This window comes from Streptomyces sp. NPDC058650 (genome assembly GCF_042717315.1).
Classification (GTDB): domain Bacteria; phylum Actinomycetota; class Actinomycetes; order Streptomycetales; family Streptomycetaceae; genus Streptomyces.
This window is the reverse complement of sequence record NZ_JBHXRL010000006.1, coordinates 74,409-95,920: the sequence shown is the minus strand read 5'-3', so window position 1 is coordinate 95,920 and position 21,512 is coordinate 74,409. Positions and strand designations below refer to the sequence as shown.

Annotated in this window: 21 protein-coding genes; 10 read left to right on the top strand and 11 right to left on the bottom strand. The window is 74.2% G+C overall.

The window, feature by feature from the left end; all coding sequences use genetic code 11:
• Nucleotides 1-2 precede the first annotated feature (2 nt).
• From ACFWWU_RS12695 to ACFWWU_RS12670, 6 genes are all read right to left on the bottom strand, one after another.
• On the bottom strand, nucleotides 3-1,298 hold the full coding sequence (locus ACFWWU_RS12695; protein ID WP_384143163.1) for an MFS transporter: 1,296 nt from the start codon (nucleotides 1,296-1,298) through the stop codon (nucleotides 3-5).
• Between the two features lie 48 nt (nucleotides 1,299-1,346).
• Nucleotides 1,347-1,763, bottom strand: coding sequence for a hypothetical protein (locus tag ACFWWU_RS12690; RefSeq protein WP_384143921.1), 417 nt, complete (start codon nucleotides 1,761-1,763; stop codon nucleotides 1,347-1,349).
• A 162-nt stretch (nucleotides 1,764-1,925) separates the two neighbouring features.
• Complete coding sequence (locus ACFWWU_RS12685; RefSeq protein ID WP_384143160.1) at nucleotides 1,926-3,374, bottom strand: peptidoglycan D,D-transpeptidase FtsI family protein; 1,449 nt, start codon at nucleotides 3,372-3,374, stop codon at nucleotides 1,926-1,928.
• A 177-nt stretch (nucleotides 3,375-3,551) separates the two neighbouring features.
• Nucleotides 3,552-4,196, bottom strand: coding sequence for a response regulator (locus ACFWWU_RS12680; protein ID WP_384143918.1), 645 nt, complete (start codon nucleotides 4,194-4,196; stop codon nucleotides 3,552-3,554).
• Between the two features lie 8 nt (nucleotides 4,197-4,204).
• A complete protein-coding gene (locus ACFWWU_RS12675; protein ID WP_384143158.1) occupies nucleotides 4,205-5,452 on the bottom strand; it encodes a sensor histidine kinase in 1,248 nt (415 codons plus the stop codon).
• Nucleotides 5,449-6,447 carry a hypothetical protein gene (locus ACFWWU_RS12670; protein WP_384143155.1) on the bottom strand — a complete coding sequence of 333 codons (999 nt, stop codon included), beginning with the start codon at nucleotides 6,445-6,447 and terminating at the stop codon, nucleotides 5,449-5,451. The genes ACFWWU_RS12675 and ACFWWU_RS12670 overlap by 4 nt, the downstream gene beginning before the upstream one ends.
• Nucleotides 6,448-6,633: 186 nt before the next feature.
• Between ACFWWU_RS12670 and ACFWWU_RS12665 the strand changes: the two genes are divergently transcribed.
• Nucleotides 6,634-7,131 carry a cupin domain-containing protein gene (locus ACFWWU_RS12665; protein WP_267042929.1) on the top strand — a complete coding sequence of 166 codons (498 nt, stop codon included), beginning with the start codon at nucleotides 6,634-6,636 and terminating at the stop codon, nucleotides 7,129-7,131.
• A 7-nt stretch (nucleotides 7,132-7,138) separates the two neighbouring features.
• Here the strand turns inward: ACFWWU_RS12665 and ACFWWU_RS12660 are convergent, their stop codons facing one another.
• Nucleotides 7,139-7,909 carry an IclR family transcriptional regulator gene (locus ACFWWU_RS12660; protein WP_384143152.1) on the bottom strand — a complete coding sequence of 257 codons (771 nt, stop codon included), beginning with the start codon at nucleotides 7,907-7,909 and terminating at the stop codon, nucleotides 7,139-7,141.
• Nucleotides 7,910-8,078: 169 nt separating this feature from the next.
• Between ACFWWU_RS12660 and ACFWWU_RS12655 the strand changes: the two genes are divergently transcribed.
• Entirely contained in the window at nucleotides 8,079-9,572 is a 1,494-nt protein-coding gene (locus ACFWWU_RS12655; RefSeq protein ID WP_384143149.1) for an aldehyde dehydrogenase (NADP(+)), read from the top strand.
• Nucleotides 9,573-9,575: 3 nt separating this feature from the next.
• Here the strand turns inward: ACFWWU_RS12655 and ACFWWU_RS12650 are convergent, their stop codons facing one another.
• Complete coding sequence (locus ACFWWU_RS12650; protein ID WP_384143146.1) at nucleotides 9,576-10,595, bottom strand: zinc-dependent alcohol dehydrogenase family protein; 1,020 nt, start codon at nucleotides 10,593-10,595, stop codon at nucleotides 9,576-9,578.
• A 100-nt stretch (nucleotides 10,596-10,695) separates the two neighbouring features.
• Here ACFWWU_RS12650 and ACFWWU_RS12645 point away from each other — a divergent pair, with 100 nt between their 5' ends.
• Nucleotides 10,696-11,610: an AraC family transcriptional regulator gene (locus tag ACFWWU_RS12645; RefSeq protein WP_384143143.1), complete on the top strand. Its 915-nt coding sequence runs from the start codon at nucleotides 10,696-10,698 to the stop codon at nucleotides 11,608-11,610.
• A 6-nt stretch (nucleotides 11,611-11,616) separates the two neighbouring features.
• Here ACFWWU_RS12645 and ACFWWU_RS12640 read toward each other — a convergent pair whose 3' ends face one another.
• Complete coding sequence (locus ACFWWU_RS12640; protein WP_384143140.1) at nucleotides 11,617-13,002, bottom strand: MFS transporter; 1,386 nt, start codon at nucleotides 13,000-13,002, stop codon at nucleotides 11,617-11,619.
• A 70-nt stretch (nucleotides 13,003-13,072) separates the two neighbouring features.
• Between ACFWWU_RS12640 and ACFWWU_RS12635 the strand changes: the two genes are divergently transcribed.
• From ACFWWU_RS12635 to ACFWWU_RS12620, 4 genes are all read left to right on the top strand, one after another.
• A complete protein-coding gene (locus tag ACFWWU_RS12635) occupies nucleotides 13,073-14,089 on the top strand; it encodes a GlxA family transcriptional regulator (protein WP_384143137.1) in 1,017 nt (338 codons plus the stop codon).
• 6 nt (nucleotides 14,090-14,095) lie between these two features.
• The gene (locus ACFWWU_RS12630) at nucleotides 14,096-14,572 is read left to right on the top strand and encodes a GNAT family N-acetyltransferase (protein ID WP_384143134.1); all 477 of its coding nucleotides are present in this window, start codon (nucleotides 14,096-14,098) and stop codon (nucleotides 14,570-14,572) included.
• A 65-nt stretch (nucleotides 14,573-14,637) separates the two neighbouring features.
• Nucleotides 14,638-15,348, top strand: a complete 711-nt coding sequence (locus ACFWWU_RS12625) for a DsbA family oxidoreductase (protein ID WP_384143131.1) — start codon at nucleotides 14,638-14,640, stop codon at nucleotides 15,346-15,348.
• Nucleotides 15,349-15,454: 106 nt separating this feature from the next.
• On the top strand, nucleotides 15,455-16,513 hold the full coding sequence (locus ACFWWU_RS12620; protein ID WP_384143128.1) for an aminotransferase class V-fold PLP-dependent enzyme: 1,059 nt from the start codon (nucleotides 15,455-15,457) through the stop codon (nucleotides 16,511-16,513).
• An 85-nt stretch (nucleotides 16,514-16,598) separates the two neighbouring features.
• Here ACFWWU_RS12620 and ACFWWU_RS12615 read toward each other — a convergent pair whose 3' ends face one another.
• Complete coding sequence (locus ACFWWU_RS12615; protein WP_384143126.1) at nucleotides 16,599-17,144, bottom strand: MarR family winged helix-turn-helix transcriptional regulator; 546 nt, start codon at nucleotides 17,142-17,144, stop codon at nucleotides 16,599-16,601.
• Nucleotides 17,145-17,258: 114 nt separating this feature from the next.
• On the opposite strand from ACFWWU_RS12615, the gene ACFWWU_RS12610 reads away from it, so the two are divergent.
• Nucleotides 17,259-18,329, top strand: a complete 1,071-nt coding sequence (locus tag ACFWWU_RS12610) for an alkene reductase (protein ID WP_384143123.1) — start codon at nucleotides 17,259-17,261, stop codon at nucleotides 18,327-18,329.
• 64 nt (nucleotides 18,330-18,393) lie between these two features.
• Here ACFWWU_RS12610 and ACFWWU_RS12605 read toward each other — a convergent pair whose 3' ends face one another.
• Nucleotides 18,394-19,494, bottom strand: coding sequence for a pyridoxal-phosphate-dependent aminotransferase family protein (locus tag ACFWWU_RS12605; RefSeq protein WP_384143915.1), 1,101 nt, complete (start codon nucleotides 19,492-19,494; stop codon nucleotides 18,394-18,396).
• A 370-nt stretch (nucleotides 19,495-19,864) separates the two neighbouring features.
• On the opposite strand from ACFWWU_RS12605, the gene ACFWWU_RS12600 reads away from it, so the two are divergent.
• Nucleotides 19,865-20,317 (top strand): FG-GAP repeat protein, encoded by a 453-nt coding sequence (locus ACFWWU_RS12600; protein WP_384143120.1) that lies wholly within the window; start codon nucleotides 19,865-19,867, stop codon nucleotides 20,315-20,317.
• A 52-nt stretch (nucleotides 20,318-20,369) separates the two neighbouring features.
• On the top strand, nucleotides 20,370-21,455 hold the full coding sequence (locus tag ACFWWU_RS12595; protein ID WP_384143117.1) for an amidohydrolase family protein: 1,086 nt from the start codon (nucleotides 20,370-20,372) through the stop codon (nucleotides 21,453-21,455).
• Nucleotides 21,456-21,512 lie beyond the last annotated feature (57 nt).

Genomic DNA, 21,512 nt, shown 5'->3' with positions numbered 1-21,512 from the left:
CGCTACACGCCTCCCTCCATGCTCCCCGTCCCCTGGCCGCCCCGCACTGCGAGCCCGTCCGTCAGGTCCCGGCCCTTGTCCTCCTTGCCCTCGCTCTGGTCCTCGCTCTCGTCCTCGCTCTCGCTCTCGCTCTCGTCCTCGTCCTCGCCCGGTCCCGCGCCCCGGACCGCGAGCCCGGCGGCCCAGACCGTCCCCGCCACCGCGAGGACCGGCAGCAGGACCCGGACGTCGACCACCGCGACCAGACCGGCGCCGAGCGCGATGGCCAGTGCGTTCGGGGCGAAGACCAGGGTGTGCGCGGTCGCCGCCACCCGGCCCACCGCCTCGGCGGGGGCCTCCCGCTGGACCGCCGTCATGGTGGCGACGAGGACCCACGGCATCCCCAGACCGATCACCGCACTGGCCGCCAGGGCCGTCGCCTCGTACGGCAGCGCCCGTACGCCCACCGCCACCGCGAACAGCGCGAGACCGGCGGTGGCGAGCACCCGTTCCGGGACCCTGCGCAGCAGGGGGCCCGTGAGCAGGCCCGCGAGGACCGAGCCCACGCCCTGCACCGCGTACAGCACACCGGCGTACGCGGGGGAGCGCCCGAGCCCGCTGTCCACCACGGCGTAGATCGCGGCCCCGTTCACCCCGGCGAGCAGCATCGTGAACCCGCCCGTCGCCACCAGCGGACGCAGCACGGGCGAGGCCCGAAGGAGTCGTACGCCCTCGGCCGTCTCCCGCCACCAGTGCCGCTCCGCGGACCGTACGGGGCGCTCCTCCCGTACGGGCATCAGCGCGAACAGCACCGCCGCGAGCGCGAAGCTCGCCGCGTCGAGGAGCGCGACAGGGCCGCCTCCATAGCGGGCGAAGAGGCCCGCCGCCACCAGCGGGGCGATGAGCTTCATCGACTCGTTCGCGGTCATCCTGAGCCCGTTGAAGGTGCCGAGCCGCCCCTCGTCGAGCGTCGTCGCGACGAGTGCCTGCTCGGCGGCCTCGTGGACGGCGCCCTGGGCCCCGTACAGCACGAGCACCGCGAACAGCAGCCACACCCGGTCCGCCGACTCCACCCACAGGAGCACGGGCAGCAGGACCGCCATCGCCGCGTTCAGGACGACGAGGAGGGGCCGCCGCCGCACCCGGTCGGCGAGCGTGCCGAGCAGCGGGCCGAGGAGGACGGGCGCCCACAGGGCGAAGGCGGCGAGTGCCGCCAGACTGTCCGAACCGGTCAGGGACTTGACCCAGATCCCGGAGACCAGCCACATGGCCGTCGTACCGAATCCGGACACGACGATGCCTGTCAGATACCAACGCATGGCGGCAGCCTGGCCTCTGAGGAGGCCCTTACGGATCGGTCACCTGCCCTATTCCGGCAGGCCGGCGGGGCTCTCCGACGTCAGCGGACGGTGAGCGGGGCGGTTCTCGTACCGCAGCGCGGCCCCCGTCACCAGGGCCCCGAGCCCCTCCCACAGGCCCACGCCGAGGAAGCCGGCCGGGGCGCGGCCGGTGACGACGGCGAGAGTGAAGACCGCGCAGGTGAGGAGCCGGAAGGGGACCGTCCAGCGGAAGAACGGCTTCCAGTCGGCGAGCGCGGCGAGGACGTAGTAGACGCCCATGTTGAGCGCGGCCATCGAGGAGGCCGTGAGGAAGACCAGGGTGTGGTCGCCGTCCGCGCGTCCGCCCTCGGGCACCGGCTCGAAGCCCATGACCGTGAGCAGGGCGTCCGGGGCGACCAGGCCCACCACGCCGAGCGCGGCGGCGAGCACGCCGAAGACCGCCATGGTCCAGCCGGACAGGGAACGGGGCAGGCGCACGGCGGTCCTCCGCGAGGTGAAGCAGGGTCAGCGAGCAAACGTCGGTGATGCGAACGCGCGCTCGGAAACGAGCGTGCCCCTGCATATCGCGTGGCGGGGGCCCAGAGCCAATCGGGCCCCCGCACGGGGTCACTTCAGCGCCGCGGCCATCATCTTCTGCGCCACCGGGGCCGCCAGGCCGTTGCCGCTGACCTCGGAGCGGGCCGCGCCCGAGTCCTCGATCATCACCGCGACGGCGACCTGCTTCCCGGTCGAGGGGTCCTTCGCGTAGGAGGTGAACCAGGCGTACGGCGTCTTGCTGTTGTTCTCGCCGTGCTGGGCCGTGCCCGTCTTGCCGCCGACCTCGGCCCCGGAGACCGCCGCGTTGGTGCCGGTGCCCTTCTCCACGACCGTCCGCATCGCGCTCCGCAGCTGCTCCGCCGTCGAGGAGGAGACGACCCGCGTGCTGTCCCCGTCGTCGAACGTGGTCAGGGCGTCGCCGTCGGAGTCGACGACCTCCGACACCATGTGCGGGGCCGCCAGGAGACCGTCGTTGGCGATCGCGGCCGACACCATGGCCATCTGGAGCGGGGTGGCGGTCACGTCGAACTGGCCGATGCCGGTGAGCGCCGTCTGCGCGGAGTCCATGCCGGAGGGGTACACGCTCGCGTAGGCGCGGACCGGGACGTCGAGCTCGGAGCCGTTGAAGCCGAACTTCTCCGCCATCGCCTTCACCTTGTCCTGTCCCAGGTCGGCGGCCATCTTGGCGAAGACGTTGTTGCAGGAGTACTGGAGCGCGGTGCGGATCGTGGCGTTCTCGCAGGGCGCGGAGGCGTTCTCGTTCTTCAGCACGGTCCGGGTATTCGGCAGCGTGTACGGGTCGGGACTCTTCGTCGCCGTGTCCACCGAGCCGTACAGGCCGTCCTCCAGGGCCGCCGCCGCGACGACCAGCTTGAAGGTGGAACCGGGTGGCAGCGGCTGGCGCAGGGCGCGGTTGACCAGCGGCTTGTCCTCGTCGCTCATCAGCTCCTGCCAGGCGTCGCCGTCCGTCGTCCCGGCGATCCTCGACGGGTCGTACGACGGGGTGGACACCAGGCCCAGGATCCGGCCGGTGGCGGGGTCGACCGCGACGGCCGCGCCCTTCTTGTTCCCGAGCGCCTCGTAGGCGGCCTTCTGGACGTCCGGGTCGATCGTGGTGACGACCGTGCCGGGCTCCTGCTGCTTGCGCGTCACCGCGTCCACCGGGTTCTTCAGCCGGTCGGCGGTGCCGTCGAGGACGTCGTCGTAGATGCCCTCCAGCTGCGTGGCGCCGTACGCCTGCGAGCTGTAGCCGGTGACCGCCGCGTACAGCTCGCCGTCCGTGTAGGTGCGCTCGTACGCGAGATCGCCTCCTTCCGTCTTCTTCGAGCCGGTGACCGGCGAACCGGCCACGACGATGTCGCCGAGCGGCTGCGCGTACTGCGCGATGGTCTTCCGCCGGTTCTTGGAGTCGTCCGCCAGCGCCTTGCCTTCGTACGCCTGCACCCAGGTGGCCCGCCCGAGGAGGGCGAGCACCAGGACCAGGACGAAGACCGACGTGTTCCTGATCGTCTTGTTCATCGCACTTGGGGGACGAACGGGCCGGTGGGGGACGTTCCGGATGTGGCCCGTTTCTCAGTGAACCTTCATCTCGGTGAACCTTCGCCTCGGTGAACCCCCGCCTCGGTGAACCCCCGGCTCGGTGAACCTTCGCCTCGGCGAACCCCCGTCTCGGCGGGCCCGGCGACCGGCTCGTCCTCACCCCGCCCGCACGAACCCCGACTCGTACGCCAGGATCACCGCCTGCGTCCGGTCCCGGGCGCCCAGCTTCGCCAGGACCGCCGCCACATGCGACTTGACCGTCGCGGGGCCGACGCCGATCCGTTCGGCGATCTCGGCGTTCGTCGCGCCCGTCGCCACCTGCCGCAGCACCTCCGCCTCCCGCTCGGTGAGCCGTGCCACCCAGGGCGGCGGCGCCGGAGCGCGCCGGGCGTGCTCGGCGGCCAGGCCCCGTACCGCCGCCGGGTAGAGCAGCGAGTCGCTCCGGGCGACCAGCCGGACCGCACCCACGAGGTCCTCCGCCGCCGCCCGCTTCAGCAGGAATCCGGCCGCGCCGACGCGCAGCGCGTCGTACACGTAGGAGTCGTTCTCGAAGGTGGTCACGACCACGATCCGGGGCGGCTCCGCCATCCCGCCGAGGATCTGCTCGGTGGCCCGGATCCCGTCGATCTCCGGCATCCGCACGTCCATCAGCACGACGTCCGGGCGCGTCGCCCGCACCACCGACACCGCCTCGGCGCCCGTGGAGGCCTCGCCGACGACCTCCAGGTCGGGCTCCGCGTCCAGGATGACCCGCAGGGCCGTCCGCACCATGCGCTCGTCGTCGGCGAGCACCACTCGCACCGTCGCGCTCACCGGGGGATCCTCACCGCGAGGCGCCACACGCCGTCCACCGGGCCCGCCTCGGCGGTGCCGCCGAGCAGCCGGGCCCGCTCGCCGACGCCCCGCAGGCCCAGCCCGCCGTGCGGTCGGGCGACCGGGGGCCGCTCGGGCAGGGGGTTCTCCATGGTGATCTCCAACTCTTCGGTACGGGCGTCGAGCCGTACGGTGACGGGCGTGCCACCCGCGTGCCGGGCCGCGTTCGTCAGCCCTTCCTGGACGATCCGGTACGCCTCCCGCGACAGCGCCTCCGGTACGGGGGCGAGGTCCCCGCTCACCGTCAGCGCCACGCGCGGTCCGGCGCCGCGCACGAGGGCCCCCAGGGCGTCGAGCGCCGGTCCCGGGCCCGCTCCCTCCCCGGCTTCCTCGCCGCGCCGCAGCAGACCGAGGACCCAGTCCAGCTCCCCGACCGTGCGCCGGGTGGTCTCCTCGATCGCGGTCAGCGCCTCCCGGACGAACTCCAGGTCGGCCGCGTCACCCGTGCCGAGGACCCGGCGCGCCGCGCCCGCCTGGAGGGTGACCGCGCTCAGGGCGTGGCCGACCGAGTCGTGCAGCTCGCGGGCGAGCCGGTTGCGCGACTCCGCCTCCGCCGCGCGCCGCTCCGCCGCCGCGAGCCGGTCCGCCGGGCTCGGCCCGAGCAGCCGGGGCGCCTGCCCGGCGAGCAGGGCTCCGGTCGCGGCGGCGCCGGCGGCGAGCGCGAGCAGCATCAGCAGGCCGGCCGGGAGCGCCGCCCAGACCCACCAGTCCTGGTCGAGCCCCCAGTACCGGCCGATCTCCGAATCCCGCAGGGCCGGCGAGAACGGCAGCGCCGTCACCGACACCGCGAACGGCGGCAGGGCCAGGGACGCCCCGCTGATCAGCGCCCCCGCGCCCACGTGCAGCGTGAACCAGCCGGCCGTCCGGGCCTTCGCGTCCCGGCCGCGGGCCGGGCCGTCAGCCAGCCGGTCCGCCGGCACCCCGCAGAGCATCCGCGCCACCGCCACCGACATCGGCCGGGCCGGCGGGAAGAGCGCGGTGACCGCGGCGAGCGGCAGCCCCACCGCGTACGCCCCGAACTGCACGGCGAGACTGCCCCCGAACATCCCCGGGGAGTCGAGGAAGGCCCCCAGGACGATGGTGCCGACCAGCCAGTACGGCATGAACAGGGCGCCGCCCAGGATCAGATGGACCCAGCGCAGCCTGGCCCGCTGCCCGAACAGGGCGACCGCGCACCGCCTCACGCCTCGGCGCTCCGCCGCCGCAGGAAGACGGCCACGCACGCGGCCAGCAGGAACCCGGTGATCATCTCGCCAGCGTAGGACAGCTGTGCGAGTCCCGTGACCTGCTTGGCGGGATCGGTCTCCGGCATGAGCGCGACCAGCGACATGTACGCGCCCCAGCAGCCCGCCGTGCCGGTGGAGACCCAGGCCAGGGCGAGGACGGGCCGCACCCCGAGGCGCGCGGGCCGCCGCAGGACGAGGAGGAGGGTGAAGACGACGGCGGTGACGAGGAAGGCGAGATGGATGGCGCTCAGGACGTAGAAGTCGGTGTCCCGTTCGGCGGCCCGCTGGGCGGAGAGCCCCCTGGCCGAGCCGGAGAGCCAGATCAGCTGGACCGTCGCGGGGACGAGCGAGGCCACCGCGCCGGCCAGGGCGGCGGCCCGCACGCCGGGCCCGGACGTACGGGCGGACAGCTCGCCGAGCCGGCCGCCGCGCCGGACGTGGCCCCAGCGGTCCCGCGCGTAGAGGACGAAGAGGGTGCCGAGGGTGAGGCCCTGGAGGATGAAGCCGCCGTAGACGACGGCGAAGACCCACCCGTCCAGGAAGGGTTCGCTGGGGGCGGCGGCCCGTTCGTCACCACTGAGGAGGGCGACCGCGAGCTGCGCCGGGTACCCGGCCACGATCGGGGCGAGGAGCCCGGTCGCCGCCCACATCGGGAAGGCGAGCAGCCAAGCCCGTACCCGAAGGCCCCACGCCTGGGTGAGCAGCAGGGCGAGGACGACGACGGCGGCGTCGGCGAGGACCGAGATCGAGTTGGCGACGGCGAGCAGCGTCCGCTGCTCCAGGAGCACGCTCCCGGCCGGGATGCCGATCTCGCCGCCCGCCACCCAGACGATCTTGAGCGAGATGTACGGGAGGCAGGCGGCGATCGCGAGGGCGCGCAGCACCCGGCGGAGGAGGGAGGGGTGGTGCGCGGCGGAGGGCGCCGGGGCGAGCCGGTGTGCGGTCGGTGTCATGGCTCCACGCTCCCGCGCGGGGTGCCGGTGCCACGTCCTGCCGTGTGGTGAACCGTCTCCGCCGCGCGGGGGAGAAGCCCTCCGCCCCGCCCCACCTCGCCCCATCTGGGGGAGGTGGAATTGACCCATGATTCTGATGATCGATTGACCCCTTCCCCCGGGTCAATGGCCCCTAGAGTAGTGATCATGAACGAGAACGCGACCTTCGCCCCGCTCCTGACCCGTGCCGCCACCGCCGAGACCACCGCCGACCCGAGCAGCGTGATGACGCTCCTCGCCGACTCCGACACCACCGGCGGGCAGCTCACGAGCTACCGCTCCTCGTTCGCGAAGGGCGCGGTCGGCGCCCCGGCGCACTTCCACACCAAGGCCTCGGAGATGTTCTTCGTCCTCGGCGGCTCGCTCCAGGTCCTCGTCGGCGAGGAGCTGACCGTCCTGGAGCAGGGCGACTTCCTCCTCGTCCCGCCGCACACCCCGCACGCCTTCGCGGCGGCGCCCGGCGCCGAGGCCGACGTCCTCTTCGCCTTCACGCCCGGCATGGCCCGCTTCGACTACCTGCGCCTCCTCGGCCGGGTCATGCGCGGCGAGGCGAGCTTCGAGGAGATCAAGGCGTCCTCGGAGCAGTACGACAACCACTACGTGGACAGCCCGGTCTGGCAGAAGGCCCTCGCCGAGCGCGGCTGATCGCCGATCAGAGGCGGCGGGTCGCCAGCGTCAGCCGGTCCCGCGCGTCGAAGAGCGCGTCCTTGATCATCTGCTCGTGGGCCGGGGTGAGCCGCGCCACCGGCACCGAGCAGCTGATCGCGTCCCGCGCCGGGGTCCGGTAGGGGATCGCGATCCCGAAGCAGCGCAGCCCGAGGGTGTTCTCCTCGCGGTCCACCGAGAAGCCCTGCTCGCGGATGACGTGCAGCTCCTCGATGAGCTCCTCGCGGTCGGTGATCGTGTGCTCGGTCAGCGCCGGCAGGGTCTCCGGGAGCAGCTTGCGCACCTGCTCGTCGGTGTGGGTGGCGAGCAGCGCCTTGCCGAGCGAGGTCGAGTGCGCGGGCAGCCGGCGCCCGACCCGGGTGAACGGCCGCAGGTAGTGCTGGGACTGGCGCGTCGCCAGGTAGACCACGTTGGTGCCGTCGAGCCGCGCGAGGTGGATGGTCTCGGTGGTGTCGTCGGAGAGCCGGTCCAGCGTCGGCCGGGCGGCGGTGACGACCTCGTCGCCGTCGATGTACGAGGTGCCGACGAGCAGCGCCCGCACCCCGATGCCGTACCGCGTGCCGGTGGCGTCCGTCTCCACCCAGCCCAGCTCGACCAGGGTGCGCAGCAGCATGTACAGGCTGGACTTGGGGTAGCCGACGGCCTCCTGGACGGCGGCGAGCGAGTGCATCCCGGGGCGCCCGGCGAAGTACTCCAGCAGCTCCACGGTCCGCACCGCGGACTTCACCTGTGCCCCACCCGCGTCGGCAGTCGCCATGACCCTCGCCCCTTTTTCCGTTGTCCGGTCGTCCCGGCGATCGCCCCGGCCCGCCCCGGCCTCCTGGCCGAGCGGCCCCTTGTGGAGACGGCCGGGCCGTCAATAGAGTCCCTCGCAGACGCGTTCATCTACGGGAACAGCGTTCAGAATAGCGAACAGGGGCGTGGCTGTGGCGGCAGAACCAGTGTGGAGTGTGGACCCCCGGACGGGGAAGCCGCGCGAGCAGGTTGCGGTGGAGGCCACAGCGGAGGAGGTCGACCGGGCCGTCCGGGCCGCGCACGGCGCCCGGGACGCGCTCGCCGACCGCGCGGTGCGGGCCGCCTTCCTCCGTACGGCCGCCGACCTCCTCGACGAGGCGCGCGAGCACGTCATCGAGGCCGCCGACGCCGAGACCGCCCTCGGGCCGGTCCGCCTCACCGGCGAACTCGCCCGGACCACCGCCCAGTTGCGGGGCTTCGCCGACGTCGTCACGGAGGGGTCCTTCCTCGACATCCGGATCGACCTCCCCGACCCGGACGCCACCCCGCCCCGGTCCGACATGCGCCGCTGGAAGATCCCGCTCGGCGTCGTCGCCGTCTACGCGGCCAGCAACTTCCCGCTCGCCTTCTCGGTCCCCGGCGGCGACACCGCGAGCGCCCTCGCCGCCGGCTGCCCCGTGGTGGTCAAGGCCCACCCCGACCACCCGGCCACCGCCGAGCTCTGCGCCGCCCTGCTGCGCCGGGCCGCGGCCAAGGAGGGCCTGCCCGAGGACGTCGTCGTCCTCGTCCACGGCTTCGACGCGGGCGTGGAGCTCGTCCGCCACCCGCTCGTCGCGGCGGCGGGCTTCACCGGTTCGGTACGCGGCGGACGGGCGCTCTTCGACGCCGCCGCCGCCCGGCCCGTACCCATCCCCTTCCACGGCGAACTCGGCTCCCTCAACCCGGTCGTGATCACCCCGGCCGCCGCCGAGGAGCGCCCCGAGGAGATCGGGGCCGGCCTGGCCGGCTCCATGACCCTGGGCGCGGGCCAGTTCTGCACCAAGCCCGGATTCGTCCTGGCCCCCCGGGGTGACGCGGGCGACCGCTTCCTCGCCGCGCTCACCGCCGGGGTCAGCGAGACCGAACCGGCCGTGATGCTCGACCACCGCATGCGGGACGCCTTCGTCACCGGGGTCGCCGAGCGCGGCGCGCTCGACGGGGTACGGACCCCCGTCACCCCGGGCGCGGGCGGCGAGCACACGGTCAGCGCCGGCGTCCTCGCCGTCGACGCCGACCGGCTCACCGGCGGCGACCACCACCTCCTCCTGGAGGAGTGCTTCGGACCCGTCACCGTCGTCGCCCGCTACTCCTCCCGCGAGGAGGTCACCGCCGTCCTCGGCCTGCTGCCGGGCAACCTCACCGCCACCCTGCACATCGCCGAGGAGGACGAGGCCGCGGCTCCGCTCCTCGCCGAACTCACCCCGCTCGCGGGCCGCGTCCTCGTCAACGGCTGGCCCACCGGGGTCGCCGTCGCCGCCGCGCAGCACCACGGCGGCCCCTACCCGGCCACCACCTCCACCAGCACCTCGGTCGGCGCGACCGCGATCGAGCGCTGGCTCCGCCCGGTCACCTACCAGTCGACCCCGGACCACCTGCTCCCGCCGGAGCTCCGGGACGGCAACCCGCTGGACCTGCCGAGGCGTTGACCTTCAGTGCCGCACGCGCACCACGATCTTCCCGGTGTGCGTGTCGGACTCCATCAGTCGATGGGCGTCGGTGATCCGCTCCAGACCCTCGAAGGTCTCGGCGATCACCGGCGCCAGGGAGCCGTCCCGCAGCCCCGAGCCGATGAACCCGGCCGCGCGCCGCCGCCCCTCCTCGGTCCCGGCGAGCGCGCCGTTGGCGTATCCGTGCGTGGTGATCGGCCAGTTCATCGACAGCTCGGCCGGCCGCGGGTCCAGCCAGCCGTACAGCACGGCGGTGCCGCCGGGCCGCAGCGCGTCCCCGAGCCGGGCGAAACCGGGCCCGCCGATCGCGTCGAACGCCAGGTCCGCGCCGGCCCCACCCGTGATCCGCCGCACCTCCTCCACCACGGCATCGGCGTCCTTGGCCTCCGTCGTGATCACGTGCGCGGCCCCGAGCTCCAGGAGCCGCTTCCGCTTGGCCTCGCCGCGCGTGGTGGCGATCGGCACCGCGCCGACCCGCAGCGCCGTCTGGATCGCGGCCGTCCCCACCCCGCTCGACGCGCCCGTGATCACCACGTGGTCGCCGGGGCGCAGCCCGCCGGTCAGGACCATCCCGCCGTACGCGGTGAAGTACGTCAGCCAGACCGCCGCCCCCGTCACGGCGTCCACCCCCTCGGGCCGGGCCACCACGTACTCCTCCGGCAGTACCACCCGCTCCGCGTACACGCCGTGGATCCCGAAGTCGAAGTTCGCCGCCGCCATCACCGGATCGCCCGGGGCGTAGGCGGTGACGCCCGCGCCGACCGCCTCCACCACGCCGGCCGCCTCGTAGCCGAGCCGCGAACCGGGCAGCGTCGCCGGGTAGTAGTAGGTGCCCGCGCGGAACAGCACCTCGGCGCGGTTGAGTCCGATCGCCTCGACCCGTACGAGCACCTCCCCGGGCCCGGGGTCGGGCAGCGCCACCTCCTCCACCGTCAGCACCTCGGGGCCGCCGATCTCGTGGAAGAGAACCGCCTTGGTCGTCCTGTCGGTTGTCGTCGTCATGCCTCGACCGTAGGGGGGCTCGGCAAGACGATCCATATCTCTTTGACTCCTGGTCATATCCGATCGTCTCGCCGCCCTCGACGAGGAGTACGGTGCCGGGATGGACGTACTGAGCGATGCCATCGCCGCCATGCGCACCGGGCGGCCCCACTCCTCCCGCACGGTCCGCTTCGCGCCCTGGGGCTTCCGCTTCTCCCCGAGCAGGGGCGCCGGATTCCACGTCGTCCTCCAGGGTGCCGCCTGGCTCCTGCCCCCGGACGACGCCGCCCCCGTCAGGCTCGGCCCCGGTGACGTCGTCCTGCTCGCCCACGGCACCGGCCACGGCCTCGCGGACCGGCCCGACACCCCGCTCGTCGACGCCCTGCCGGCCGCCGACGGCTCCTGGCCCACCGTGCCCGACCGGGGGCCCGTCGGCGCCGAGGAGACCCTGCTCCTCTGCGGCGCCTACCAGCTCAGCCGGGCCCGCGCGCATCCGCTCCTCACCGAGCTGCCCCCGTACGTCCACCTCCCCGCCCGGGTCGGCGCCCACCCCCGGCTGCGGGCCGCCGTCGACCTGCTCGGCGCCGAACTCGCCGAACCCCAGCCGGGATCCGACGCGATCGTGCCCGCGCTGCTCGACACCCTGCTCCTCTACCTGCTGCGCACCTGGTGGCTCGCCGAGTGCGGCGACCGGTCCGTCGGCTGGTCGGCCGCCCTGAGCGACCCGGTGGTCGCCGGAGCCCTCCGGGCCCTCCACGACGATCCGGCCAGAGCCTGGACGGTCGAGGAACTCGGCGCCCTCGGCGGCCTCTCCCGCGCGGCCTTCGCCCGCCGCTTCACCGCCCTCGTCGGCCGGTCCCCGCTCGCGTACCTCACGTGGTGGCGCATGACGACGGCGGGCCGCCTCCTGCGCACGGACGACCTCCCGCTCCGCGCGGTGGCCGAACGCTCCGGCTACTCCTCGGAGTTCGCCTTCGCCAAGGCCTTCAAGCGGGAGTACGGGGTGGCGCCGGGCCAGTACCGCAAGGGCGCCTGATCCCGCTCAGCGGCTCCGGCGGCCCGGCAGGCGCAGCGAGGCCAGGGTCGTCAGGGCCAGCAGACCCGCGCTGATCAGCAGGCTCGTCCGGAGCGCCGTCTCCATGCCGGCCATGTCGTGGGCCGCCAGCGAGCCGAAGACCGCGATCGCGAGCGCGCCCGCCGTCTGGCGGATCGCGTTGAGCAGGCCCGCCGCCGTGCCCGCGCGTTCCGCAGGCACCGCCTCCATCATCGAGGCGATCAGCGGCGGCAGCGAGAAGCCCGCACCCAGCGCCAGCGGCACGAGCAGCAGGGCCTGCGCGGGCAGGGAGGAATCCGCGTCCACGGTGAGCAGGCCGAGCAGGCCGGCCACCGCGACCGCCTGGCCCACCACGATCGGCAGCCTCGCCCCGTACCGGGCCGCGGCCTTCGCCGACAGGAGGTTCACCCCGGCGAGCAGTCCCGTCATCGGCAGGAACATCAGCCCCGCGCCCAGCGCCGAGAGGCCGAGCACCTGCTGGAAGAAGAGACTGAAGACGAAGATCATCCCGTAGAAGGCCACGCTGTTCGCCGCGCCCGCCGTCACCGCCACCGCCACCGTCGTGTTCCGGAAGAGCCCCAGCGGCACCATCGGATGGCGCCGCCGCGCCTCGATCAGCAGGAAGGCGGCCAGGGCGACCCCCGCGACCCCCAGCGCCCACCGGCCCTCCGTACCGCCCTCGATGGCCGCGAAGGTCAGCGCGCCGACCGCCGCCGTCGCCGTCAGCTGCCCCGGCAGGTCGAGCGGCGCGGGCCGCCGCTCCGAGCGCGCCACCCGGGTCAGCAGCGCGAGCGCGAGGAGCCCGAGCGGCAGGTTGACGAAGAAGATCCCGCGCCAGCTCCAGGCCGTCGTCAGGGCCCCGCCCACGACGGGGCCGAGCGCCACCGCGACCGTCCCGCCCGCCGCCCACAGCGACACCGCCCGCGCCCGCCGCCCCGGATCGCCGTACGCCTCGCGCACCAGGGCGAGCGAGGCCGGCAGCATCACGGCCGCCGCCGCGCCCTGCACCGCCCGGGCGGCGAGCAGCGAGGGGAGGCCGGGGGCCAGACCGCAGGCGGCCGAGGCGAGGGTGAAGACGACGACCCCGACCCCGTACGCCCGGGCCGCCCCGAACCGGTCGGCGAGCGCCCCGCTGGACAGCAGGAGCGCGGCGAACACCAGCGTGTACGCGTCGACCACCCACTGGAGACCGGTCATGTCCGTGCCCAGGTCGGCGCCGATCGCGGGCAGGGCGACGTTGACCACCGACGTGTCGAGGGTGATGAGGGCGAAACCGAGCGTCGCGGTGGCCAGCGCCGGACCGGGGGAGGGAGGCGTTCCGTCAGGGGCGTCGGGACGGGCGGCGGGGGCTTCGGTGAGGTCGGTCGATGACATGTCCCCACCTTCGTGACCGGCGCGGACGTAGAGTAGTGGCCCGAATGCCATATGCCCGGAGGTTCTGGCCATGCCGATCACGCGCGCCGTCCCGCGTGCCCAGCGCGTCGCCGTCATCGCCGCCCCGCCCGTCTCCCTGTTCAACCTGGCCATTCCCGAGATGCTCTTCGGGAAGGTCGAGATCGACGGCCGGCCCGGGTACGAGACGGTCATCTGCGCCCCCGACCCCGGTCCCGTCGCCACCACCGGGGGCCTCGACCTGCTCGTGCCGCACGGCCTCGACGCCGTGGACGCCGCCGACACCGTGGTCCTCGCGGGCAGCGGCTCGTACACGGACCCCGACCCCCGCATCCTCGACGCGCTGCGCCGTGCCGCCGCCGCGGGCAAGCGGATCGCCTCCATCTGCACCGGCGCCTTCGCGCTCGCCGAGGCCGGCCTGCTCGACGGCCGGGCGGCGACGACGTACTGGGCGTACCGGGAGCTGCTCGCCGAGCGGCACCCGGCCGTCGACCTCCAGGACGACGTCCTCTTCGTCCAGGACGGCCCCCTCCTGACCTCCTCCGGATACGCGGCGGGCATCGACCTCTGCCTCCACGTCATCCGCACCGACCACGGCGCGGCCGTCGCCAACACCGTCGCCCGCCTCGCCCTCGTCGCACCCGTACGGCCCGGCGGGCAGACCCAGTTCACCCAGACCCCGCTGCCGCCCGAGCGCGGGATCTCCTTCGCCGACACGCGCGCGTGGGCCATGGGGCGCCTCGACGAACCGCTCACGCTCACCGACCTCGCCCGGCACGCCGGGACCTCCGTCCGCACCCTCTCGCGCCGCTTCCACGCCGAGACCGGGGTCAGCCCGCTCCAATGGCTCCTCCACCAGCGCGTCGAGCGGGCCAAGGAACTCCTGGAGGCCACCTCCCTCGGCATGGAGCAGGTGGCCCGCGCGAGCGGCCTCGGCACGGCGGACTCGCTCCGGCAGCACCTGCTGCGGCGCACCGGCCTCACCCCGAGCGCGTACCGGGCCTCCTTCAGCCGCCTGGCCACCCGGACCGAGCTCCCCGGAACCGGAGCGCGCGCCGCCGCGTCCTGAACGTTCATGATCCGATACGCGACCGCCGCCGATCTCGACGCCGTCACCGCGCTCCACGCCGAAGCCCGGGCCACCTACTACCGCGGCCACCTCCCCGAGTCCGCCTACGCGGGCCCCGACGAGCTCGCCCGCTCCCGGACCGGCTGGGCGGGCGCGATCGAGCGCGGGGCCGTGCTGTGCGCCGAGCTCGACGGGGAGGTCGCCGGGATCGCCGCCTACGGCGAGCGCGACGGCGTGATGTTCCTCAGCCAGCTGCACGTGGCCCCCGCCCTCTGGCGCCGGGGCGTCGGCGCCGCCCTCCACGCGGCCTGCGTCGAGGCCTGGCGGGCGGCCGGGGTGACCGCCGCCGTCCTGGAGGTCTTCGAGAAGAACGAGCGCGCCCAGGCCTTCTACGCGGCCCACGGCTGGACCCCCGATCCGGTCTCTCCGCGCTCCGGCAACCACCTCGTGCTCCGCCTCACACCCGCGCCGGAAACGGAATGAACAGGACCGGCAGGGGCGTTCCCGACGACGAACGCCCGCACCGCAATCCCTCGGAGAGAACTCACATGCGCGTCGAGATTTGGTCCGACATCGCCTGCCCCTGGTGCTATGTCGGAAAGGCCCGCTTCGAGAAGGGCCTCGCCGCCTTCGCCCACCGCGACGACGTCGAGGTCGTGCACCGCTCGTTCGAGCTCGACCCCCACCGCGCCAAGGGCGACACCGGCCCGGTCCTGGAGATGCTGGCGAAGAAGTACGGCCGGACCGTCGACGAGGCCCGCGCCATGGAGCAGCACGTCGCCGACAACGCGCACGCCGAGGGCCTCGGCTACCGCACCGACGGCCGCGACCACGGCAACACCTTCGACATCCACCGGCTGCTCCACCTCGCCAAGGCGCGCGGCCGGCAGAGCGAGCTGCTCGACCTGGCCTACCGCGCCAACTTCGCCGAGGAGCGCTCCGTCTTCGACGCCGAGACCCTGGCGACGCTCGGCGTGGAGGCCGGTCTCGACGAGGCCGAGGTCCGGGCCGTCCTCGCCGACGAATCGGCCTACGCCGACGCGGTACGGGAGGACGAGCGCGAGGCCGCCGAACTCGGCGCCAACAGCGTGCCGTTCTTCGTCCTCGACCGCCGCTACGGCGTCTCCGGCGGCCAGCCCGCCGAGGTCTTCACCCAGGCCCTGGAGCAGGCCTGGCAGGGCCGTGCCCTCCAGCCGGTCGGCGGCGACGCCGGCACTGATGCCTGCGGCCCGGACGGCTGCGAGGTCCCGCAGGCCTGACCGGTGCAGCGCACCCGGTCTGACCTGCGCGGATAAGGGCGTCTTGGAGATTCCCCACGGTCGAATCACCATTGACGGGTGATCGTGGGGAATCCAGGGTGGGGGCATGGATTCCCTGCATCAGTCGCTCGGCGGCGCCGAGTTCGCGCCCAAGAAGACCTATCTGAACACCTCCGCCTGCGGGTTGCTGCCCCGCCGGACGATCGACGCCGTCACGCTCCTCGCCGAGGAGACCGCCGACGGCCGCTCCGACGGCGCGGGCAGCTTCGCGATCGTCGACGAGGCCCGGGCGGCCTTCGCGCGGCTCGCCCACGTCCCGCACGAGCGCGTCTCCGTCGGCAGTTCCGTCGCCGTGCACTGCGGGATGATCGCCCAGTCGATGCCCGCGGGCTCCGAGATCCTCTTCCCCGAGGGCGACTTCTCCTCCGTCATCACCCCGTTCACGATCCGCGGCGACCTCAAGGCCCGCTTCGTGCCCCTGGAGCGGCTCGCCGAGTCCGTCCGCCCCGAGACGGCGCTCGTCGCCTTCTCGGCCGTGCAGTCGGCGGACGGCCGGACGGCCGACTTCGCGGCGGTACGGGCCGCGGCGGCCGCCCACGGCGCCCGGACGCTCCTGGACGCCACGCAGTCGGCGGGCTGGCTGCCGCTGCACGCGGGGGAGTGGGACTACACGGTCACCGGTGGCTACAAGTACCTGCTCTGCCCGCGCGGGGCGTCCTTCCTCACCGTCACCGAGGAGGCGCAGGACTCGCTGCTCGCGATCCACGCCAACTGGGTCACGGGCGAGGAGCTGTGGGTGAACAGCTACGGCCCGGTCCGCGAACTGGCCCGCTCCGCGCGCCGCTTCGACGAGCCCGTGGCCTTCCTCTCGTACCACGGGGCGGCCCGCTCGCTCGCGCTGCTCGAAGAGATCGGCATCGACCGTATCGAGGCCCACGACAAGGGGCTCGCGGCCCGCTTCCGCGCCGGACTCGTGGAGCTCGGCCACGCGCCGGTCATGGACGACTCGACGGTCGTCGCGATCCCCGGCCTCGGCGACCGGGCGGACGCGCTGCGCGACGCCGACGTGCTGCTCTCCGCCCGCGCGGGCAACCTGCGGGCCTCGTTCCACCTCTACAACACGGTGGCGGACGTCGACCGCGTCCTGGACGTCCTGGCGGGCTGAGTCCGGCGGGGGCCCGGTGCGGGACCCGCCACGGGGCCCGCCACAGGACGCGGCGGTGCCCCCCGCCGGCGCCCCGCCCCCGCCGTCAGCAGCTCTTCGGCAGCGGCGGGCAGTCGCCCTCCTCGCCCGCCTCCTCGTACAGGTTGTCCGCGACGAGCCCGAGCAGGCGGGCCAGCTCCGCCCGGTCGGCCGGGGCGAGCCCGCCGAGCGACAGGTCCTCCAGGCCCTTCCAGGCGCCCTCGACCCCGGCGCGCAGCGCCAGGCCCTCGTCCGTCGCCTCCACCAGGACCGCGCGCCGGTCGGCGGGGTCCGGGCGGCGGCGGACGTAACCGCACTGCTCCAGGCGCTGGAGCATCTTCGTCACCGTCGACGGGTCGAGCCCGAGGGACTGGATCAGCTCCGACTGGCGGACCGGCCCGGAGTCCCACAGGCGCATCATCATCAGCTCCTGCCCCGGGTAGAGGCCGAGCTCCCGCAGCCGTCTCCCCATGGCGATCCGGTGCATCCGGGCGACCCGCGCCAGGGTGTGGCTGACGGGCCCGCCGCGCGCGGCGTCCGGCAGCGGTTCGCCGCACACGCCGGTGGGCGACGCGGCGCGGGGCTCGGTACAGGCGGGGTCGGTTCCGGACATCAGGGCTCCTCGTGACGGCTCTCCCAGAAGATTACCTTGGTCGGCCAATGAATGGGTTACAGTGACAACGGCCCGATTAGTTGGCCGACCACATAATGATGTGAGGGAACCGCCATGACCACTGCCTTCGACCCCGTCGACCTCGCCGGCACCCGTCTCGCCAACCGCATCGCCATGGCCCCCATGACCCGGAGCCGGGCCGAGAGCGAGAGTCGTACCCCCACCGCGCTCGTCGCCGAGTACTACGCCCAGCGCGCCTCGGCCGGCCTCATCATCACCGAGGGCGCCCAGCCGACCGCCATCGGTCAGGGCTACCCCGACACCCCTGGCCTGCACAGCGCCGAGCAGATCGCCGCCTGGCGCGAGGTCACCGACGGCGTCCACGAGCGCGGCGGCCGGATCTTCGCCCAGCTGATGCACGCCGGCCGGATCAGCCACCCCCAGGTCCTCGGCGACGGCCGCCACCCCGTCGGCCCCTCCCCGGTCGCCCCGGCCGGTCAGCTCTTCGCCGGCTCCGGCCTCATCGACTTCGTCGCCCCGCGCGAACTCACCGCCGACGAGGTACGGGAGACGATCGCCGGCTTCGCCACCGCCGCCCGCAACGCGGTGGAGGCCGGCTTCGACGGCGTCGAGATCCACGGCGCCAACGGCTACCTGGTCCAGCAGTTCCTCTCCACCAACTCCAACCTGCGCACCGACGAGTGGGGCGGCCCGGTCGAGAACCGCATCCGCTTCGCCGTCGAGGTCGTCAAGGCCGTCGCCGCCGAGATCGGCCCCGAGCGCACCGGCCTGCGCGTCTCCCCGGCCAACACCTACAACGACATCGCCGAGACCGACACCGCCGAGGTCTACCCCGCCCTCGTCGAGGCGATCGACCCGATCGGCATCGCGTACCTCCACGTCACGGAGCCCGTGCCCGAGGTCCGCGAGCTGACCCTCGCCCTGCGCAAGGCGTTCTCCGGAACCTTCATCCTGAACCCGGCCAGGGCGTCGGGGCCGACCGGGCCCGACGCCCTGGCCCTGATCGAGGACGGCACCGCCGACCTCGTCGCGTACGGGGCGCTGTTCCTCGCCAACCCCGACCTGCCCGCCCGGCTCAAGGCCGGCGGCCCGTTCAACACCCCGGACGACGCGACCTTCTTCGGCGGCGACCACCGCGGCTACACCGACTACCCCGCGCTGTAGCCCGTGCCACGCACGACGAAGGGCGGGGTCCGGTCGCCGGACCCCGCCCTCGTGCCCGTACGTCCTACTTCCAGGCATCCGTGACCGCGCGCCGCGCGCCCTCCAGATCCACCGGGCGGCCCGTGTCGCCGAGTGCCGCGCCCAGCGCCGCGAGCGAGGACTGCACGGCCCCCGGAGTCGCGTCCACCCCGTAGTGGTTGACCCGGATCATCTCCTTGGCCAGCGCCCCGCCGCCCGCGATCAGCGGCAGCGACGGATCCGCGGAGAGGGCCTTCGCGACCAGCTCCGAGGCGTCCACCCCGGCCGGCACGCGCAGCGTCGTCGCGACCGGGGCCGCGTCCTTCGCCTCGCGCACGTACGGCTCCAGGCCGCCGCCGAGCGCCGACGCACCCGCCCGGGTCGCCGCCGCGGCCGAGGCGTGCCGGGCCATCAGCGCCTCCAGCCCCTCCGACTCGATCCGCTCCACACAGGCCTCAAGGGCGAGCATCTCCAGCTGCGCCGGAGCGTGCAGCAGCGCCTTCCGGCCGCCGTCGATCCACCGCTCCTTCCAGTCCAGGAGGGAGAGGTACGAGCGACGGGGCGCGGCCGGGTTCGCGGCGAACCGCTCCCAGGCCCGCGCGCTCACCGAGACCGCCGAGACGCCCGCCGGGCCGCCCATCGCCTTCTGCGCGCCGATGATGCACATGTCCACGCCCCACGCGTCCGGCAGCACCGGCTCCGCGCCGATCGACGCCACCGCGTCCAGGTAGAACAGCGCGCCGTGCGCCCGGACGACCTCGCCGATCTCCGCGACCGGGTTGGTGTTCCCGGTCGCCGCCTCCGCGTGCACGAGCGACACGAAGTCGATCTCCGGGTGCTCGGCGAGCGCCCGCTCCACCTGAGCGGCCGTCACCGCCGTGTGGAAGGGCACCTCCAGGTCGACCACGGTCGCGCCGCAGTCCCGCAGCCAGTTGCCGAAGGTCTGCCCGTACGGACCGGTGACGACGTTCAGCGCGGTCGAACCGGCCCGCGCCCCGCTGCGGATGCACCCCTCCAGAGGAAGCAGCGCCTCGCCCTGGGTGATCACCACGTCCTGCTCCGTGGAGAGCAGCGCGGCCACCCGCCGCTCGATCGACGCGAACTGCGCGGCGGTCAGCGGGGCCAGGTCCAGGAGCGGATGTGTCACGGTCACGTCGGTGCCTCTTCGACTCGGTGCGGTGTGGTGCGGTGCTGCGTGGGCGGAACTCCCGATCAGGGTACCGACGGACGGCCCGCCCTCCCCTTGGCCCACCTGTACAAAAGGGATCTTCGTTCTGATCCAACCGTCACGGGACATCAGGTGTCCAACAGGACGACGGACCGGGCACGGGCCCCGTCCGGCGCACCCCCGCAGCCGCCCGGAACCTCCCACTCGCGCCGACGACCGCAACCACGACTTCGACGGCGACGGCTTCGACGACGTCCTCGTCGGCGTTTACCGGGGCGGCCGGAACGGGCCCGCCGGAGCCAGCGGCGTCGGCACCCCGCCGCAGTGGTGGACCCAGAACTCCGCCGGGGTGCCGGGCGCGTCCGAGCGCGGCGACGGCTGGGGCGCCGACCTCTCCCTTGGCGACACCAACCGCGACGGCCGCGCCGACCTCGCGATCGGCGCCCCCGGCGAGGACATCGGCACCGTCGCCGACGCGGGCATGGTCACGGTCCTGCGAGGCACCGCCCGCGGCCTGACCGGCACCGGCGCCGCCTCCTGGACGCAGGACTCGCCCTCCGTCCCCGGCGGCGTCGAGCGCGGCGACCGCTTCGGCGGCCAGGTCCGGCTCGTCGACCCCGACGCCGACGGCCGCTTCTCGCTGCTCGCGGCGGCCCCCGGCGAGAACACCGCGGACGGGCACGTCTGGGTCCTCCCCGCGCGTACGGGAGGGATCGGCGCGACCGGGTCGTGGAGCTTCGGCGTCGCCTCCTTCGGCGGGCCCTACCTGGACGCCCGCTACGGGAGCGCGATCGACGAGTGACCCCCTCGAGCGGGGGTCCCGGCCCGGGCACCCGCCCTCGTACAGTGCACACATGAGCGATCACGCGGTGCTGCATGTGAAGGGGCGGGTGCTCGTCGGCCCTGAGGACGTACGGGACGAACTCTGGTGCGTCGACGGGCGGATCACCTACGACCGGCCCGCCGCCGAGGCGGTGACCGTCGAGGGCTGGGCGCTGCCCGGCCTGGTCGACGCCCACTGCCACGTCGGACTCGACCGGCACGGCCCTGTCGACGAGGCCACCAGCGAGAAGCAGGCCCTCACCGACCGGGACGCGGGCACGCTCCTGATCCGGGACGCCGGTTCGCCCTCCGACACCCGCTGGATCGACGAGCGCGAGGACCTCCCGAAGATCATCCGCGCGGGCCGGCACATCGCCCGTACCCGCCGCTACATCCGTAACTACGCCCACGAGATCGAGCCCGCCGACCTCGTCGCGTACGTCGGCCGCGAGGCCCGGCGCGGCGACGGCTGGGTCAAGCTCGTCGGCGACTGGATCGACCGCGACGCGGGCGACCTCACCGCCTGCTGGCCGCGCCCCGAGGTCGAGGCGGCCATCGCCGAGGCGCACCGGCTCGGCGCCCGGGTCACGGCGCACTGCTTCGCCGAGGACTCCCTCCGCGACCTCGTCGAGGCGGGCATCGACTGCGTCGAGCACGCCACCGGCCTCACCGAGGACACGATCCCGCTCTTCGCCGAGCGTGGCGTCGCCATCGTCCCGACCCTGGTGAACATCGCGACGTTCCCGCATCTCGCCGACGGCGGCCAGGAGAAGTTCCCGCGCTGGTCGGCCCATATGCGCAGGCTGTACGAGCGGCGGTACGACACCGTCCGCGCCGCCTTCGACGCCGGCGTCCCCGTCTTCGTCGGCACCGACGCGGGCGGCTCCCTCGCCCACGGGCTCGTCGCCGAGGAGGTCGAGGAACTGACCCGCGCCGGCATCCCGCCGGTCGACGCGCTCTCGGCCACGGCCTGGGGCGCCAGGGCCTGGCTCGGCCGCCCCTCCCTGGAGGAGGGCGCTCCCGCCGACCTCGTCGTCTACGGCGAGGACCCGCGCGCGGACGTCCGCGTCCTCGCGGCGCCGCGGCGGGTCGTCGTCAACGGCCGGGTGGTCGGCTGACCGCCCGGCCGGTCGGCGGGCCGGTCAGCGGGCCGGTCGGCGGGCCGGTCGGCGGGC

Bases quoted from the DNA above. Each gene is read 5' to 3' on its own strand.
- ACFWWU_RS12615 (WP_384143126.1), bottom strand. From the start codon at position 17,144: ATGTCCGGAACCGACCCCGCCTGTACCGAGCCCCGCGCCGCGTCGCCC.
- ACFWWU_RS12620 (WP_384143128.1), top strand. From the start codon at position 15,455: ATGGATTCCCTGCATCAGTCGCTCGGCGGCGCCGAGTTCGCGCCCAAG.
- ACFWWU_RS12595 (WP_384143117.1), top strand. From the start codon at position 20,370: ATGAGCGATCACGCGGTGCTGCATGTGAAGGGGCGGGTGCTCGTCGGC.
- ACFWWU_RS12685 (WP_384143160.1), bottom strand. From the start codon at position 3,374: ATGAACAAGACGATCAGGAACACGTCGGTCTTCGTCCTGGTCCTGGTG.
- ACFWWU_RS12610 (WP_384143123.1), top strand. From the start codon at position 17,259: ATGACCACTGCCTTCGACCCCGTCGACCTCGCCGGCACCCGTCTCGCC.
- ACFWWU_RS12625 (WP_384143131.1), top strand. From the start codon at position 14,638: ATGCGCGTCGAGATTTGGTCCGACATCGCCTGCCCCTGGTGCTATGTC.
- ACFWWU_RS12660 (WP_384143152.1), bottom strand. From the start codon at position 7,909: ATGGCGACTGCCGACGCGGGTGGGGCACAGGTGAAGTCCGCGGTGCGG.
- ACFWWU_RS12640 (WP_384143140.1), bottom strand. From the start codon at position 13,002: ATGTCATCGACCGACCTCACCGAAGCCCCCGCCGCCCGTCCCGACGCC.
- ACFWWU_RS12650 (WP_384143146.1), bottom strand. From the start codon at position 10,595: ATGACGACGACAACCGACAGGACGACCAAGGCGGTTCTCTTCCACGAG.
- ACFWWU_RS12695 (WP_384143163.1), bottom strand. From the start codon at position 1,298: ATGCGTTGGTATCTGACAGGCATCGTCGTGTCCGGATTCGGTACGACG.
- ACFWWU_RS12645 (WP_384143143.1), top strand. From the start codon at position 10,696: ATGGACGTACTGAGCGATGCCATCGCCGCCATGCGCACCGGGCGGCCC.
- ACFWWU_RS12635 (WP_384143137.1), top strand. From the start codon at position 13,073: ATGCCGATCACGCGCGCCGTCCCGCGTGCCCAGCGCGTCGCCGTCATC.
- ACFWWU_RS12665 (WP_267042929.1), top strand. From the start codon at position 6,634: ATGAACGAGAACGCGACCTTCGCCCCGCTCCTGACCCGTGCCGCCACC.
- ACFWWU_RS12690 (WP_384143921.1), bottom strand. From the start codon at position 1,763: ATGGCGGTCTTCGGCGTGCTCGCCGCCGCGCTCGGCGTGGTGGGCCTG.
- ACFWWU_RS12670 (WP_384143155.1), bottom strand. From the start codon at position 6,447: ATGACACCGACCGCACACCGGCTCGCCCCGGCGCCCTCCGCCGCGCAC.
- ACFWWU_RS12630 (WP_384143134.1), top strand. From the start codon at position 14,096: ATGATCCGATACGCGACCGCCGCCGATCTCGACGCCGTCACCGCGCTC.